This window comes from Paenimyroides baculatum, assembly GCF_008629655.1.
In the GTDB taxonomy this organism is placed as follows: Bacteria; Bacteroidota; Bacteroidia; order Flavobacteriales; family Flavobacteriaceae; genus Flavobacterium; species Flavobacterium baculatum.
Genome location: NZ_VWSG01000001.1, coordinates 206,199 through 222,475, shown reverse-complemented (window position 1 = coordinate 222,475; position 16,277 = coordinate 206,199). Strand labels below are relative to the sequence as shown.

Annotated in this window: 15 protein-coding genes and 3 tRNA genes; 4 read left to right on the top strand and 14 right to left on the bottom strand. The window is 34.5% G+C overall.

Going from position 1 to position 16,277, the window contains the following annotated elements:
* Positions 1 to 5: 5 nt before the first annotated feature.
* Complete coding sequence (locus tag F0460_RS01130) at positions 6 to 878, bottom strand: cyanophycinase (protein ID WP_150009475.1); 873 nt, start codon at positions 876 to 878, stop codon at positions 6 to 8.
* A 237-nt stretch (positions 879 to 1,115) separates the two neighbouring features.
* On the opposite strand from F0460_RS01130, the gene cphA reads away from it, so the two are divergent.
* Together cphA and F0460_RS01120 are read left to right on the top strand one after the other, a co-directional pair.
* Complete coding sequence (gene cphA / locus F0460_RS01125) at positions 1,116 to 3,737, top strand: cyanophycin synthetase (protein WP_150009474.1); 2,622 nt, start codon at positions 1,116 to 1,118, stop codon at positions 3,735 to 3,737.
* 151 nt (positions 3,738 to 3,888) lie between these two features.
* Entirely contained in the window at positions 3,889 to 4,857 is a 969-nt protein-coding gene (locus F0460_RS01120) for a lysylphosphatidylglycerol synthase domain-containing protein (RefSeq protein ID WP_150009473.1), read from the top strand.
* Here F0460_RS01120 and F0460_RS01115 read toward each other — a convergent pair.
* Positions 4,808 to 5,287 (bottom strand): hypothetical protein, encoded by a 480-nt coding sequence (locus F0460_RS01115; protein WP_150009472.1) that lies wholly within the window; start codon positions 5,285 to 5,287, stop codon positions 4,808 to 4,810. The two genes, F0460_RS01120 and F0460_RS01115, sit on opposite strands and share 50 nt — an antisense overlap.
* A 45-nt stretch (positions 5,288 to 5,332) precedes the next feature.
* Here F0460_RS01115 and F0460_RS01110 point away from each other — a divergent pair, with 45 nt between their 5' ends.
* Positions 5,333 to 5,833 (top strand): DUF456 domain-containing protein, encoded by a 501-nt coding sequence (locus F0460_RS01110; RefSeq protein ID WP_150009471.1) that lies wholly within the window; start codon positions 5,333 to 5,335, stop codon positions 5,831 to 5,833.
* Position 5,834: 1 nt separating this feature from the next.
* Here F0460_RS01110 and F0460_RS01105 read toward each other — a convergent pair whose 3' ends face one another.
* The 12 genes from F0460_RS01105 to F0460_RS01050 all read right to left on the bottom strand — a co-directional run bounded on the left by F0460_RS01105 (position 5,835) and on the right by F0460_RS01050 (position 15,518).
* Positions 5,835 to 6,242, bottom strand: a complete 408-nt coding sequence (locus F0460_RS01105) for an energy transducer TonB (protein WP_150009470.1) — start codon at positions 6,240 to 6,242, stop codon at positions 5,835 to 5,837.
* 31 nt (positions 6,243 to 6,273) lie between these two features.
* Positions 6,274 to 6,741: an energy transducer TonB gene (locus F0460_RS01100; protein ID WP_150009469.1), complete on the bottom strand. Its 468-nt coding sequence runs from the start codon at positions 6,739 to 6,741 to the stop codon at positions 6,274 to 6,276.
* Complete coding sequence (locus F0460_RS01095) at positions 6,738 to 7,595, bottom strand: energy transducer TonB (protein ID WP_150009468.1); 858 nt, start codon at positions 7,593 to 7,595, stop codon at positions 6,738 to 6,740. Before F0460_RS01095 ends, F0460_RS01100 begins: the two co-directional genes overlap by 4 nt.
* A 2-nt stretch (positions 7,596 to 7,597) precedes the next feature.
* Positions 7,598 to 7,990 carry a hypothetical protein gene (locus tag F0460_RS01090; protein WP_150009467.1) on the bottom strand — a complete coding sequence of 131 codons (393 nt, stop codon included), beginning with the start codon at positions 7,988 to 7,990 and terminating at the stop codon, positions 7,598 to 7,600.
* A 26-nt stretch (positions 7,991 to 8,016) separates the two neighbouring features.
* A complete protein-coding gene (locus F0460_RS01085; RefSeq protein ID WP_150009466.1) occupies positions 8,017 to 8,859 on the bottom strand; it encodes an energy transducer TonB in 843 nt (280 codons plus the stop codon).
* A 15-nt stretch (positions 8,860 to 8,874) separates the two neighbouring features.
* On the bottom strand, positions 8,875 to 9,273 hold the full coding sequence (locus tag F0460_RS01080) for an energy transducer TonB (protein WP_150009465.1): 399 nt from the start codon (positions 9,271 to 9,273) through the stop codon (positions 8,875 to 8,877).
* A 138-nt stretch (positions 9,274 to 9,411) separates the two neighbouring features.
* A tRNA-Asp gene (locus F0460_RS01075) sits at positions 9,412 to 9,485 on the bottom strand.
* A gap of 51 nt (positions 9,486 to 9,536) precedes the next feature.
* A tRNA-Asp gene (locus F0460_RS01070) sits at positions 9,537 to 9,613 on the bottom strand.
* Between the two features lie 68 nt (positions 9,614 to 9,681).
* Positions 9,682 to 9,755, bottom strand: a tRNA-Asp gene (locus tag F0460_RS01065).
* Between the two features lie 198 nt (positions 9,756 to 9,953).
* The gene (gene trxA, locus F0460_RS01060; RefSeq protein WP_150009464.1) at positions 9,954 to 10,271 is read right to left on the bottom strand and encodes a thioredoxin; all 318 of its coding nucleotides are present in this window, start codon (positions 10,269 to 10,271) and stop codon (positions 9,954 to 9,956) included.
* Between the two features lie 99 nt (positions 10,272 to 10,370).
* Positions 10,371 to 14,909, bottom strand: a complete 4,539-nt coding sequence (gene dnaE / locus F0460_RS01055) for a DNA polymerase III subunit alpha (protein WP_150009463.1) — start codon at positions 14,907 to 14,909, stop codon at positions 10,371 to 10,373.
* A 99-nt stretch (positions 14,910 to 15,008) separates the two neighbouring features.
* Positions 15,009 to 15,518 carry a DUF6252 family protein gene (locus F0460_RS01050; RefSeq protein ID WP_150009462.1) on the bottom strand — a complete coding sequence of 170 codons (510 nt, stop codon included), beginning with the start codon at positions 15,516 to 15,518 and terminating at the stop codon, positions 15,009 to 15,011.
* 221 nt (positions 15,519 to 15,739) lie between these two features.
* Between F0460_RS01050 and F0460_RS01045 the strand changes: the two genes are divergently transcribed.
* Positions 15,740 to 16,273 (top strand): 30S ribosomal protein S16, encoded by a 534-nt coding sequence (locus F0460_RS01045; RefSeq protein WP_150009461.1) that lies wholly within the window; start codon positions 15,740 to 15,742, stop codon positions 16,271 to 16,273.
* Positions 16,274 to 16,277 lie beyond the last annotated feature (4 nt).

The window sequence follows — 16,277 nt, the reverse complement described above, 5'->3', positions numbered from 1 at the left end:
TGTGATTAGGTGTATTGAGAAGAATGAATGCTCATTTTGTTGGTAGTCAGATCAAATGTATCGTAATGACTCATTACATGCGTAATTAAATGATTGATTGAGATTGGCTGACCTAATTCTACCTGCGTTAAACTGGTATCTTTAACCTCTCGTCCATCTACCAAAATCACCAAACCTGAACCTATTGCTTCCATTTGATTTCCGTTCGTAATCAACAATCCGGTATCTTCACCCAAACCAATACCTAATACTTTTGGATTGCTAACAACCGCCTGAAACAAACGACCGATTCGTCCTCTTTGCACAAAATGCGTATCAATAACTACATTATCAATTAAGCCTAAACCCGATGTAATTTTAACTTCGCCTTTTAGCAATGCTTCAGAACTGCTTCCTTGGTAAATCATATTATTTGAAGCTGCTGCTGCACCTGCCGATGTTCCTGCATAAATAAATTCGGTATTTTTGTATTTCGAAATCAACAAATCAACAAAAGGTGTTCCGCCTAAAATCGACGTTAAACGCAATTGATCACCGCCGGTAAACATAACCACATCTGCCGCATTTAATCGTTCTAAAACTTCGGGATCGTTTGCCTGCTCACGTTTTTCTATATATAAAACATCTGCATTTTCAGCTCCTAAATAACTGAATGCCTTTACATATTCCGGACCAATTTCTCTTGGGATTTTTGAAGCCGTTGTAATGACTTCGATACGAGATTGTTCTTTATGTTTTGATTCTTTAATGATTCTTTTTAGAATTCCTGCTTCAAAAAAATTCAGATTTTTCGATGCATCTTTATCCAAATTGGTCTCTGTAAAACTTCCCTTATCTACAGCGCCACCTATAATTATTAATTTTCCTAATATTTCCATGCGGTAAAAATAACTATTTCTTTAAACTAGACAAATCAAATTGAATAAGAAAACAAGAAAAAAGTTTGCATACTTCTCAAGAAATCATTCAATAAGCAGTAAAATTCTGATAAAAAAACAGCCAAAAGCACATCTTAAAATTTATTTTGTTTTTTTTGATAAAAAAAGTACATATGTAATATTATTTTCTATTTTTAACAAAATAGTTCTTATATTAAAAAAAAATTATTGTTTTATATGAAAATATTAAAAATACAAGCATTAAGAGGGCCAAACATCTGGAGTGTTCGCAGAAAAAAGTTAATCCAGATGCGTTTGGATTTGGAAGAAATGGAACAATTTCCAACAAACAAAATTGAAGGATTCAGAGAACGTATTGAAGCTATGTTCCCAACAATGATCGAACACCGTTGTTCTGAAGGTTGTAGAGGTGGTTTCTTTTCGCGCGTGGAAAGAGGCACTTGGATGGGGCATGTTATAGAACACATTGCTTTGGAAATACAATCATTAGCCGGAATGGAAACTGGTTTTGGTAGAACACGAGAAACCAAAACTCCCGGTGTTTACAATGTGGTTTTCAGTTATACCGAAGAAAGTGTAGGTATGTTTGCTGCCGAAAGTGCCGTAAGAATTGCCGAGGCTTTAATTGCTGGTACTGATTACGATTTTGAAACGGATATTCAGAAAATGAGGGAAATTCGTGAGCGTGTTCGTTTAGGCCCTTCTACAGGAAGCATTGTGGAAGAAGCGGTTGCGAGAGATATTCCTTGGATTCGTTTAGGAACTAATTCGTTGGTGCAGTTGGGTTACGGAATCAATCAAATGCGTTTCCAGGCAACAATAACCTGCAAAACAAGCAATATTGCTGTGGATATCGCATGCAATAAAGAAGAAACCAAACGTATGTTAGAATTAGCTTCGATTCCTGTTGCAAGTGGCGGAATTTGTGTTGATGAAGAAGATTTAGAAGAGGTAATCAAAAAAATAGGCTATCCGATTGTGATTAAACCTTTAGACGGAAATCACGGAAAAGGTGCATCTATCAATGTAAAAAAATGGGAAGATGCAGTTACAGGACTAGCTTACGCAAAAAATTACAGTCGAAGAGTTATTGTAGAAAAATTTATTACCGGATTTGATTTTCGTGTGCTCATCATCGATCATAAACTCGTTGCTGCTGCAAAAAGAGAGCCTGCCCATGTAAAAGGCGACGGCACACAAACCATTCAACAATTAATCGATGAAACCAATAAAGATCCAAGACGCGGTTACGGACATGAAAATGTTTTAACCCAAATTGATGTTGACAGAGATACAACAGATCTATTAGAAAAATTAGGTTATACGTTAGAAACCGTTCCAAACAGAGGAGAAATTGTTTATTTAAAATCGACAGCTAATTTAAGTACCGGCGGAACGTCTGTTGATGTTACCGATATGATGCATCCTGAAAACATTTTTCTTTGCGAACGTATTTCGCGCGTGATTGGTTTAGATGTTTGCGGGGTTGATATTATGGCAGAAAATTTAACGCAGCCTTTAAAAGAAAACGGCGGCTGTATTTTAGAAGTAAACGCAGCTCCCGGCTTTAGAATGCATTTGGCACCAAGTGAAGGTTTACCAAGAAACGTAGCTGCGCCGGTAATCGATATGCTATATCCACCAGGAAAACCAAGCCGTATTCCTATTATTGCAGTAACCGGAACCAACGGAAAAACCACTACTACCCGATTAATCGCTCATATTGTAAAAAACAACGGTTACAAGGTTGGTTTTACAACATCGGATGGAATTTATATTCAGAATCATATGATGGAAAAAGGCGACACCACCGGACCAATTTCTGCAGAATATATTTTGAAAGATCCAACGGTAGAATTTGCTGTTTTAGAAACTGCACGCGGAGGAATTTTACGATCAGGTCTTGGTTTCAGCCGCTGTGATATCGGAATTATCACCAACATTCAGGAAGATCATTTAGGTATAAGCGATATTGATACATTAGCTGACTTGGCGCGTGTAAAAGCAACGGTTGTGCAGAGTGTGAAGAAAGACGGCTGGGCTATTTTAAATGCCGATGATGAATATTGCATGAAACTGGCAAATGATTTAAGTTGTAACATTGCTTATTTCAGTATGGACGAAGATTCTACAATTGTAAAACAATTAAGCAAAGAAGGAAAAATTGTAGCAGTTTACGAAAACGGTTTCATCACCATAAAAAAAGGCGAGTGGAAAATAAGGGTAGACAGAGCCACACAAGTTCCATTGACATTAGGCGGGAAAGCAAAATTCATGATCGCCAACGTATTAGCAGCAACTTTAGCAGCTTATTTACAAGGATTTAAAATTGAAGACATCAGCTTATCGTTACAAACATTTATCCCAAGTGCAGCACAAACTCCGGGAAGAATGAACATTTTCGATTTCAAGAAATTTAAAGTATTGATTGATTTTGCTCACAATCCGTCGGGGTACAAAGGTGTAGAAGAATATTTAAGTACGGTTGAAGCTATCAAAAAAATCGGAATTATCGCTGGTGTGGGCGATCGTAGAGATGAAGATATTAAAGAATGTGCCATGATAGCTGCGAGAATGTTCGATCATATCATTATTCGTCAGGAAAAACATTTGCGTGGAAGAACCGAACAAGAAATTATCGATTTAATTATGGAAGGAATTTCGGCTTCAGAACGAACGGTTACCTACGAAATAATTTCTAAAGAAATCGATGCCATAAAACATGCCATAAACAGTGCCGAAGATGGAACTTTTATTACAGCTTTAAGCGATGTAGTTACCAACGCCATTGACATTGTTCAGGAATATTTGGATAAAGAAAATGAAGAAGTTATTTAAATTCGTTATCAAAATATATTGAAGAAATTCAAAATTATAACAAAAATGCTCCAATTAATTTTGGAGCATTTTTTATTTCATTCAAAGCCAATCGTCAATATAATTCGTTAATTTAGTATGCGTATGCTTAAAAAAATCATTCCTTTGCAATATGAAATTTCTGTCGCCCCAACTTAAAAAAATTTTATTATTGCTGCTTAAGTTCTTGGTAGTAGGCGGCGCTTTTTACTTTATTAAAAATCAGCTTACAGAAAAAGATTTCAATTGGGATATTATTTCGCAAACCTTACAAAAACCAAATGCTTGGATTTTAGTTTCGATACTTTTACTGCTTACGTTTTTAAACCGCTTTTTAGAGATTTTAAAATGGCAGAATTTAGCTAAAGTTGTAAAACCTATAAGCATTTGGGAAAGTACCAAACAGGTTTTAATTGGCATTACATTTGGCATTGTTACACCAAACGGCATTGGCGAATACGCAGGAAAAGCCTGGTTTTACGATAAAAAAAACGCTGTTAAAATTGTTTTTTTAAACGCAGTATGTAACGGAATTCAGGTAATTTTCTCCGTCACTTTTGGATTGATCGGGACGCTTTACATAAATTCTTTACACCAGTTTATTGACGCAAAATATATTTTACTTTTTTTCGGGATTTTAATTGCTGTTATTTTAGTAATACTTCTGGTTAAAAATATTCGAATTAAAGGATATTCTCTACAAACACTGTTTAAAAGTTTAAACGAAATTCCTAAAAAAATCCATAGAAAAAACATCGTTTTGGCGTTGTTAAGATACTTGGTTTTAATACATCAGTACTTTATTCTGTACACACTTTTCAGTGTTGAAATCCCGTATTTTGTATTATTGGCAGTTGTTGCGAGTATTTATTTACTGGCATCGAGCTTACCGAATTTTCAGGCGGTAGATTTTGCGTTGAAAGGAAGTGTGGCTATTTATTTATTCAGCTTTTTTGGTGTAGACGAATGGATCGTAACACTTGTTACCGCTTTAATCTGGCTTTTGAATCTGGTAATTCCTATTTCGATCGGAAGTATCTTTCTGTTGATTTTTAATCCGAAGAAGGATCGAACTTTACATTCAGCACAAACTGGGTTGTAACCGGAATTCCGCGTTTTGTTGCTGGCTGAATTTTAGAGAAATTGTTCTTGTGCTTTTTCATTACAGTGTCTAACATAAACTTTGGCATTAATTTTTCGTTCACAGCTTCCGTTTTAAAATCAATTTCGCTGTTTGATGAAATACTAACCTTAAACTGAACCGAATCGATCGTAGAAATCTTAACCAGAGAATCGGTTTTTAAAACCCGAACCACTTCAAAATTCAATCGATCAAAAAAACATTCCTTATTTTCAATTGCGTCAGTCAATTTCTCACATGAATCGTACGAAGGATATGTATCCACCTTGCTCCAGTCAATTGCATGCAATTCACGTCTTAACAACTCTTGCGAATTGGGTATTTCTTTCTGTACAAAATTGCAGGAAGTAAGCAGAAAAGTAAAAAAAACAAATGCCCAATAATTTTTCATGAAAAATTAAATCGTAAATTTAAAAGCAAAAATACGAAAATAACTATGGAAATCTTAATACTAATTGTAAGTTTATTGTTTGTGCTTGTGGGAATTGCAGGAAGTGTGCTGCCCGCTTTACCCGGACCACCTTTAAGTTGGATTGGTTTGCTGATTTTGTACACCATGCCAAACATTAAATTTGATTACTGGACATTGGGAATTACCTTTGTTTTTACGCTTATTATTGTGATTTTAGACTATGTGATTCCGGCACAAGGAACCAAACGTTTTGGCGGAAGCAAATACGGAATTTGGGGTACAAACATTGGATTGATTGTGGGTATTCTGGCTCCGATCCCGTTTGGCTTTATAATAGGACCATTTGTTGGAGCTTTTATTGGCGAACTGATCTACGATCAAAACGATTCTAAACGAGCCTTAAAAGCCGCAACCGGATCCTTTTTAGGCTTTTTGGCATCTACCTTTATAAAGTTTGTGTTCTGTATGGTTTTATTTGGAATTTACATTCACACTGTTTGGAACTATTGGAGTGTTTGGTTTTAGATTATTTTTTTACATTCTTATTTTTTAATGTAATAGGCAATACGAAACGCGAACGTACAGCTTCGTTATTTTCTTTAGCAGGTTTCCAATTTGGCATCGTTTTTAACACTCGAATGGCTTCTTCTCTATAATTTTCATTACTATTCTCCGCTGTTATATTGCTAAAACTACCATCTTTTTCAATAACAAAAATCATTCTAACTTTAATTTCACTTTCATTAGCCGTTATTACATCATAATTAAACTCTTTAATAAATCTTTTAAAGAAGCTTGCTATTCCTTCAAATGGTGAGGCTTTCTCTTGAACAGCAGAATAGATTTTATCACTCTCTAGTGATACTGATTTTTCTTGTGCTATTGATTGAAATCCTATCAACAGATAGAAGATAATTAAAATTATATTTTTCATAATGAATCTATTTTAATTTAAATATTTGGGGTTAATCGAGCATTATTTTTATTGGTAATGTAAAATGCATTCGAACAATTTTATTTTCAAATTCAGCTGGTTTCCATTTAGGCTTCATATTTATAATATTAAACACATCATTTGCTAAACTCAATTTATCATCTACAATTGTCATGTTCGTTAAAGAGCCATCTTTTTCTACAACAAATCTAATTTTAATTACAATATGCTTTAAAGTTGAAGGACGTTTAATTTTATCTCCTAATTCTTCTTTAATATTAATAGTTAAATCTTTGAAAAACGCATCAAAACCTTCTTGTGGTTGTGCTTTTTTATGAACTAACTTATAAATATAATCTTCTCCTTTAATCAAATCTGCTTTTTTAGTTTTATAATCATATGAAGGATCGCCACATACTTGAATAATCCAGCCTTTTTCTTGTGCAGTCAATTGAAATCTCGCTAAAAGAAAAAATATAATTATTATTAGACTCTTCATTCTTTATCTATTTTTAGCTTAAACGTTTGTTTTAAATCGGCAAAATTAAACTTTGAAATTTGTTCGTTTGTTGAAATCACTGTTATAGTTATTAAATAATTTCCAGCGATAAAGTAGAGCGTGTTGTTGTAAAACTTACTATCGTTACCATTAACAATATAATTACTTTCTAAAGCTCTGTAAGTTTTATAATCAATTTCATTAATTGTTGCGTTTTGCTTTTCGGCATCGGCTTTAATTAAATCGAAATGATTTTCTGTATTGGTTAATAGTATTTCCTTTAAAGTTATGGAGTAAAAAACATTATTATCAGTTGTATTGTACGCAAATTCTTTAACCTTATTGTATTGGTTTGTGCTGCTGTTGATTAGTTTACAATTGCACTCAAACTCAAAAAATTCCGTATTTACTGTTCGTTCTAAAATTGCTTTTTCCAATAAAGTTTTATCAACACTTCGCATAGGAAATCTTAATTTAACCGGAACTACATTAACAGATCGCACAATTTTCCCTTTATTTTCGGCAGGTTGCCAAGCAGGTGCTTTTTTTAAAACTCTGATTATTTCTTCGACATAAGCATAAGCATGCTCATTTTCTTTTATTTCGATATTTGAAAGCATACCGTTTTTTTCAATAACGAATTTTAATTTAAAAGAAATCTCATCAAATTTCGGCGGAATTACTAAAGAGTTAAATTCATTTGTAAAGGCTTGCAAAAATTTAGATATTCCTTGTTTTGGTGCTGCCTTTTTTTGAACAAACTTATACACTTTTTCATCATCTTCAATTGATTCTTGAGCTTGAATTTTAGCTGAAGAAAACAGGGTAAAGATGATGATAAGCAAAATTTTCATTCTTACTTTTTAGCTTTGGAATCAATTAATGTTACAGGAAACACCATTTGCGATCTCACGTTTTCGTTGTTATAAACAGCCGGTTTCCATTTAGGCATTTGTTTGAGTGTCGAAATTACATTTTCGGCATACCCAAAACTAATTCCTTCTACATTGAAATCAGAAAAGCTACCGTCTTTTTCAACCACAAAAAATACTCTGAAATCAACTTTTTCCGCAGGCAGTTTAGCTGGATTAACCACATTAATTTGTTTTGCAACTGTTTGATAAAATAAGGCAATTCCTTCATAAGGTTCGGCAATAACAGCAACTTCGTTATTTTTAAATACTTTATCTTGAGCATTAGCAGCTTTAAAACAAAAAACACATAGAATTATAAGAATCAGTTTTTTCATAAATAGATATTTTATTATAAATATACTTATATTTTTAATTTAAAGTTTCCTTTAAAATGCTCAAATAACAAATCTGCTAATTGTGTTTTATACGAAACTACACTTACAGCTATAACATATTGGTTGTGGTATAAAAACAACATCCTATAATTATCTACATAATCACCATTAGGTATGTTGATTGAAATTTCAGTTGTCTTAATTCCATTAAATTTTGTATTTTTCACTGTAGCTTTTTGCCTTATAGCATCACTTTTTACAGTTTCCAATTCTTTTTGAGCTTGTTGTAAATCCATTTTCCTGAAAGCTATAGTGTAAGAAGCTTTGTTATCTTGAGAATACAACAAGAATTCTTCCGTTTGTAGTTCATCATTTTTTGAACTTTTAGCCAAAGCACAATTACATTCTAAGTTGAAATAATCGGTATCAACAACATTTGCATTCAATGTCTTTAAAAAAGCTTTTTTTTCTTCTTTATTATTAAACTCATTGGAATCAGGATCTTTTACTTTAATTTTTATTGGAAGCGTATAAGAAGACCGAACATATTTTCCTTCGTAAACAGCTGCGTTCCAAATAGGCATTTCTTTTAACACACGAATCGCTTCTTCTGTAATATTTAAGTTGTCATCAACAACCTCTATATTACTAAAGCTACCATCTTTTTCAACAATAAATTTTAGTCTGATTGCTACTTCATAAATTCCTTTTGGCACGGAAGGCAACTTAAATTCGTTTATGAAATTTTTATAAAAAACTTCTAACCCTTCCTTTGGCTGGGCTTTCACTTGAGGCATTATAGGCGTTTCTTGAGCTAATACTGAAAAGTTTTGAATAAGAAGTAATAGTAGTAAAAGTATTTTTCTCATGATAAAATATATCCTTTAATTTTTTTTGATAGTCAAATGAAGTTCGTATTTTGATCTAACAATTTCACTATTCTGTATTGCAGGAGACCATTTCTGCATAGATTTTATCAAACGTATTGCTTCTTTATCAGCTCCGTAAGAAGCCATTTTGGCATTAATTTCCGTTAACGATCCATCCTTCTCAACAAAAAACTCTAATGTGCATTTAGCTTCAATAATATTTGGATGTGATAAAGTGGAAAAATTAAATTTTTCTGAAAATTCAGTATAAAAAGATTCCAATCCATTAATTGGTTCTGCTTTTTTTTCAGGGAATCTATAAGTTCCTTCAGCTAGTATTTCGTAACCTCCATCTTGCTGAGCGTATATTTGAGAAAAACAACAAAAAAGAATCAATAACAATTGATATTTCATAACATGTTTTTATAAAAATAACAATTAAAATCAAAAAAGCCCTCCGATTTGGAAAGCTTTTCATTGGTCTAACTACTAAACCAGGTACTTGCGTACCTAAACAACACAACTATTTTTGATTCTAAAGCGAGAATCTCGCGGTCTGGACGGGACTCGAACCCGCGACCCCATGCGTGACAGGCATGTATTCTAACCAACTGAACTACCAAACCAAAACATTAAAGGGCACAAAAGCCCCTCGTAACCGAAGGGCTATTGTATCTTGGCGGTCTGGACGGGACTCGAACCCGCGACCCCATGCGTGACAGGCATGTATTCTAACCAACTGAACTACCAAACCAAGATAATGTTTTATGTCAAAGAAATTTTACTTTCGCAAAATTGTAAAGAACCGTGTTCTTTGTTTTGCGGTCTGGACGGGACTCGAACCCGCGACCCCATGCGTGACAGGCATGTATTCTAACCAACTGAACTACCAAACCGTTTGTTAACTTAATGTTGCGTTTGCTTCATCATTTCAACGGTGCAAATATACGACCATTTACTAATGGTGCAAACATTTTTTAAAAAAAATGAGATACTGTTTTAAATATTTTTTTCACACTGCTACTTTTCAGTGATTTACAAAAAAAAAATACCAGAACTAATTCTGGTACTTTTATTACTATATTTTGTATTTATTACAACAATTTGGTAAGTTGGTCAACGTAAGTTTGCTTTGGTGCTACACCAACTTGACGACCTACTACTTCTCCGTTTTGGAAAATTAATACTGTTGGTATGTTTCTTACACCGTATTGTGAAGCGAAATCTTGATTAGCATCTACGTCTACTTTTCCTACAACTACTTTTCCGTCAAAATCTCCGGCTAATTCTTCGATTGTTGGACCTAACATTTTACAAGGACCACACCATTCTGCCCAAAAATCTACTACTACCGGTTGAGCTGATTTTAATACTACTTCTTCAAATGTTGCATCTGTTATTTCTAAAGCCATAATTTTAGTTTTTATAAATCTATATATACAAATTTAGTTATTTTTTTAATTGCTACAAGTTAACAACTATAACTAATATCTATAACCGCATAAAGGTTTTTAATTTAAACGGAACGAGACCTGCATACGCTCTAACTCTTCCAATAAATCTGATGATATTTCAATGCGCATATTTTTACTTGGCATTTCTAACAGATTTTTTTTAAGGTACTGAACCTCGGGCACTTCGATTTCTGGTGATTTTTCATCTACTTCTTCCAAAGCGTCGTCTGGGATTTCTTCTTGTGTATCTTCCAACAATTTATGAACTACCTGTGTTTGCAGTCGGTTTTGAACTTCTTCCAATTCAAAAACTTCAAAAACAACCGCTTTGGTTCCCGGATTTTTATCCATAACAAACCTAATTTTATCAATCTGCATTTCTTTCAGTTTACAAACATCGATCTGAATAATCAGTTTTTTTGCAAACGTTGGTATTACTTCGTTCAGCAGCTTTAATTCTACAAACTGCATACGGGCTTCTGATCTTTCGTTGGTATCTTTCTTAATCCAACCTTCTTTTACATAAACTTTAAAATACACAAAAGTATTGTTCAGCAGAAAATGTCGGTTCTTTAAATAATCTTCATTAAACATGCGCATTTCAATGCTTTCGTCGTAGCCTTCTACCGTAAAAATTGCCCAGTCTTTTCCTTTAGACGATGTTTTAAACTGTACGTTAGAAATCATTCCGCCAAAAGTCACAGTTCTACCTACCAAAGGATCCAAATGTTTCAATTGTTCCATTCTTACATTACAGAAATATTTCAGTTCGAACTTAAAATCATCTAACGGATGCCCAGAAATATAAATTCCCACAACATCTTTTTCTTTTGCAAGTTTCTCCATAGTTGTCCATTCTTCACAGCTTGGAATTACAGGCTCTGGAATTTGCACTTCGCTCGATTCACCAAACAAACTAACCTGCGCAGAATTTTCGTTATCTTGATACTTTCCACCATACTTCACGGCTTTTTCTAAAAAGGTAATTCCGTCACCTTCGGTATAAAAATACTGTCCGCGATGTGTATCGGTAAAACAATCGAAACCGCCTGCCAATGCTAGATTTTCAAATGCTTTTTTATTGGCTGATCTTAAATCGATTCGTTTCGCCAGATCGAAAATCGATTTATAATTTCCGTCTTTTCTATGTTCGATAATGGTATTAACAGCACCCTCGCCCACTCCTTTTATCGCACCCATTCCAAAACGAATCTGATAACTCTCGTTCACGGCAAATTTATAGTGCGATTCGTTTACATCAGGTCCCAAAACATCTAACCCCATACGTCGGCATTCTTCCATAAAAAACGTAACCGATTTAATATCGTTCATGTTGTTTGAAAGCACCGCAGCCATATATTCTGCCGGATAATGCGCCTTGAAATAAGCAGTTTGATACGCTATCCACGCATAACAGGTTGAGTGCGATTTATTGAAGGCATAGGATGCAAAAGCTTCCCAGTCTTTCCAAATTTTTTCTAATGTTTTTGGATCGTGCCCTTTTGCAGCTGCTTGTTCTACAAATTTAGGCTTCATTTTATCCAAAACATCTTTTTGTTTTTTACCCATTGCTTTACGCAAAACATCGGCTTCACCTTTAGTAAAATCGGCTAATTTTTGCGACAAAAGCATTACCTGTTCCTGATAAACTGTAATTCCGTAGGTTTCTTTTAAATATTCTTCGCACGCATCTAAATCGTACGTAATATCTTCTTCTCCGTTTTTTCTTCGAACGAACGACGGAATATATTCTAACGGACCCGGGCGATACAAAGCATTCATGGCAATTAAATCGCCAAAAACCGTAGGTTTCAGCTCACGCATGTATTTCTGCATTCCGGGCGATTCGTACTGAAAAACACCAACCGTTTCTCCACGTTGGAATAATTCGTAGGTTTTAACATCGTCAATCGGAATTTCTTCCGGATCGATCTCTAAACCTGTACGTTGTTTTATAATTGCGACAGTATCTTTTATTAAGGTTAGGGTTTTTAAGCCCAAGAAATCCATCTTTAATAAACCGGCACTTTCGGCAACCGAGTTATCGAACTGGGTTACATATAAAGCGGAATCTTTGGCGGTTTGAACAGGTACGAAATTCGTAATATCGTCGGGCGTAATGATTACTCCACACGCATGAATTCCCGTATTACGCATAGATCCTTCGATAATTTTTGCCTGTTGAATGGTTTCTGAAAGCAGATCGTTCTGATTTGCAATACCTATCAGTTCTTTAACCGCATCAAACTCATCAGATCGTAATGCTTTTTTAATAACATCTTCGGGTTCAGATAAAAATCGACGCAAATTCCACTTGCTTGGCATCATTGTCGGTATCATTTTGGCAATTCGTTCCGATTCATATAAAGGTAGATCCAATACACGCGCCGCATCTTTAATTGCCGATTTGGTTGCCATTTTACCGTACGTGATGATTTGCGCCACCTGATTAGATCCGTATTTATTGATTACGTAATCCATTACGCGACCACGACCTTCGTCATCAAAATCGATATCGATATCAGGCATTGATACACGATCGGGATTCAGGAAACGCTCAAAAAGCAAATCGTATTTTATAGGATCCAAATTGGTAATTCCCAAACAATACGCCACTGCAGAACCCGCCGCAGATCCACGACCCGGACCAACCGACACATTCATTTTACGAGCTTCGGCAATGAAATCCTGAACAATTAAGAAATATCCCGGATAACCAGAATTCTCTACTGTTTTTAGTTCAAAATCTAATCGTTCGGTAACAACGTCGTTAATTTCTTTATATCGTCGCTTCGCGCCTTCGTACGTTAAAAAGCGTAAATAAGCATTTTCGCCTCGTTTACCGCCATCCGCATCATCTTCAGCATTTATAAATTCAGCAGGAATATCAAATTTTGGAAGTAAAATATCTCTGTATAACGAGTACACTTCTATTTTATCGACAATCTCCTGAATATTGATAATAGCTTCGGGCAGATCTTTAAAAAGTGCCTTCATTTCATCTTGAGTCTTATAAAAATACTCTTGATTTGGTAAGCCATAACGATAGCCACGGCCACGACCAATAGGCGTTGCCTGTTTTTCACCATCTTTTACACACAGTAAAATATCGTGCGCATTGGCATCAGATTTTTCTAAATAATAGGTATTGTTTGTCGCGATTAATTTTACATTATGCTTTTTAGAAAACACGATCAATGTTTTATTTACACGATCTTCATCTTCCTGATTATGGCGCATGATTTCTAAATAAAAATCATCTTTAAAATGTTCTTTCCACCACAAAAGTGCATCTTCTGCCTGCTTTTCACCAATATTTAAAATTTTACTAGGCACTTCGCCGTATAAATTTCCGGAAAGCACAATAATATCTTCTTTATATTGCAAAAGCACCTGCTTATCGATACGCGGAACGTAGTAAAAACCGTTGATCGATGCTATTGACGATAGTTTTGCAATGTTGTGATATCCTTTTTTATTTTTTGCCAGAAGAACAACTTGGTATCCATTGTCTTTTTTCGATTTATCGGTATGATTTTCACACACAAAAAACTCGCAACCAACAATTGGTTTTAGCTCTGTTTCTGTAGGATCTTCTCCATTTTCAATCGCAGCTTCGTTGACTTTTTTTGCATTTTTATTATGATCTAAAACTGCACTTACAAACTTAAAAGCGCCCATCATGTTCCCGTGATCGGTCATTGATAAAGCCGACATTTTTTCTTTTGCCGATTTTTTGATCATTGCACCAATATCGATAGTCGATTGCAAAACCGAAAACTGCGTATGATTATGTAAATGAGCAAAAACTGCTTCATTGTATGCTTTTTTTACATCATCAGTAATTGTGTTTTTTTCAGCTTCACCTTTAATAACACCGGCAGCTTCTAACTGTTTACGAATTTCTTCGGATGCTTTCTTAAGGTTGATGTGCTTTAACCCGATTAACTGAAAAGGCTGTGGATTTACTTCTTTAAAATGCTGTAAATATCCGGCCGATTGCTGTAATTCTTTTTCATTAAAAACATTTCTGCGAATTAACTCGAAAAAACATCTTGTAGTGGCTTCCACATCGGCAGTTGCATTGTGTGCTTCGCCAAAAGGCACGTCAAATAAATACTCATGCAATTCGGTCAAAGTAGGTAGTTTAAAACGACCGCCACGACCACCGGGAAGTTTCAATAAATTGGCCGTAACTTCGGTACAAGTATCTAAAACCGCCATAGCATTTAAAGGCGTTGCTTTAGACGAACGATGAAATTCAGCACCCATAATATTCAAATCAAAACCAACATTTTGCCCTACAACAAATTTAGCCTTACCCAAAGTAATGTTAAATTTTGCAAGAACTGTATTTATATCAATCCCTTTTTCGGTTGCTAATAACGTAGAAATTCCGTGAATTCGCTCAGAATCATACGGAATATCAAAATCTTCGGGCTTAATCAAATAATCTTCATGCTCAACCAAATTTCCCATTTCATCATGTAACTGCCAGGCAATCTGTATACAGCGCGGCCAGTTATCAACATCGGTAATAGGTGCATTCCAATCTTTAGGCAAACCAGTTGTTTCGGTATCAAAAATTATATACATGGGTAAAATTCAGGTTGATTTTATACAAAGTTACAATAAAAAAAGTCGCTCTTAAAAAAGAACGACTTAAGTATGTGTTAAACAAATTTTTTAAATTTATTATGGATTTGGTGTTTCTAGTTGTGCAGGTGGATAAACCAAAGGAATTCTGAAAAACACTCCTTTATTTAAATTTACTAATGGTGTTTCTGGTAAAACCAAAGCAGGATCAACCGGTACCATTTCTGCATAAAACGTTCCAGAGATTGTTCCTGGCGTTTGTTTTTCAACCGGATCTAATTTAATATATCCTTTACCTGTTGATGACGATGTACTGTATAAATAAACTTTATCTTTTTCTGTTTTAGAATATGTAGCAACGTTGTAATTATCTGTTCCTAATGTATATTCTCCACCCAATTCATAGTTATCTATAAATAAAGTAACATTTTCCGAATCGGTTGCACCAACAATTACTAAATCTCCATTATCAACATTTGCCGTTATTTTTGTAGCTCGCCAAAAGTCATAACTTTTCATGGCTTCAAAGGTTGGTGTGTTTACAGTTAGTTCTTCTTCGCAAGACACTAGTGAAACTGCCATTAATGCAAATAAAAAGTATTTTTTCATATTCTATTTAGATTCTGAATTCAATGTTACCAAACAAAAATAGAATTTTTTCTTTAACACCAAATGTTTTTTTTTAATAATTATTTAACTTTTTTAAAATTTAACAACTTAAGGTTAATTTTTACGGGTTAATAATCAATCATTACGAAAAAATAATTACTTTTGCACTTCAATTTTAATAATTAAGAGGTCGGGAACCTCAATTAAATCATTTAGAGATTATGTCTGTAAAAATTAGATTACAAAGACACGGTAAAAAAGGAAAACCTTTTTACTGGGTAGTAGCTGCTGATGCACGTGCTAAAAGAGATGGTAAATTCTTAGAGAAAATCGGAACTTACAATCCAAACACTAACCCTGCAACAATTGACTTAAACGTTGATGCTGCTGCAAAATGGTTATTTAACGGTGCGCAACCAACAGATACTGCTCGTGCAATTTTATCTTACAAAGGTGCTTTATTAAAACATCACTTAAATGGTGGTGTACGCAAAGGTGCTATAACACAAGATCAAGCTGATGCAAAATTCACTGCTTGGTTAGATGAAAAAGCAAACAAAGTAAACACAAAAGTTTCTGGATTAGCTGATAACAAAGCTGCTGCTAAAACAGCTGCATTAAACGCTGAAAAAGAAGTGAATGCAAAACGTATTGCTGCTGCACAAGAAGCTAAAGCTGCTGCTGAAGCTGCAACTGCAACTGCAGAAGAAGCTACTCCAGAAGTAGAAGAAAATACAGAAGAAACTGAAGCATAATTTG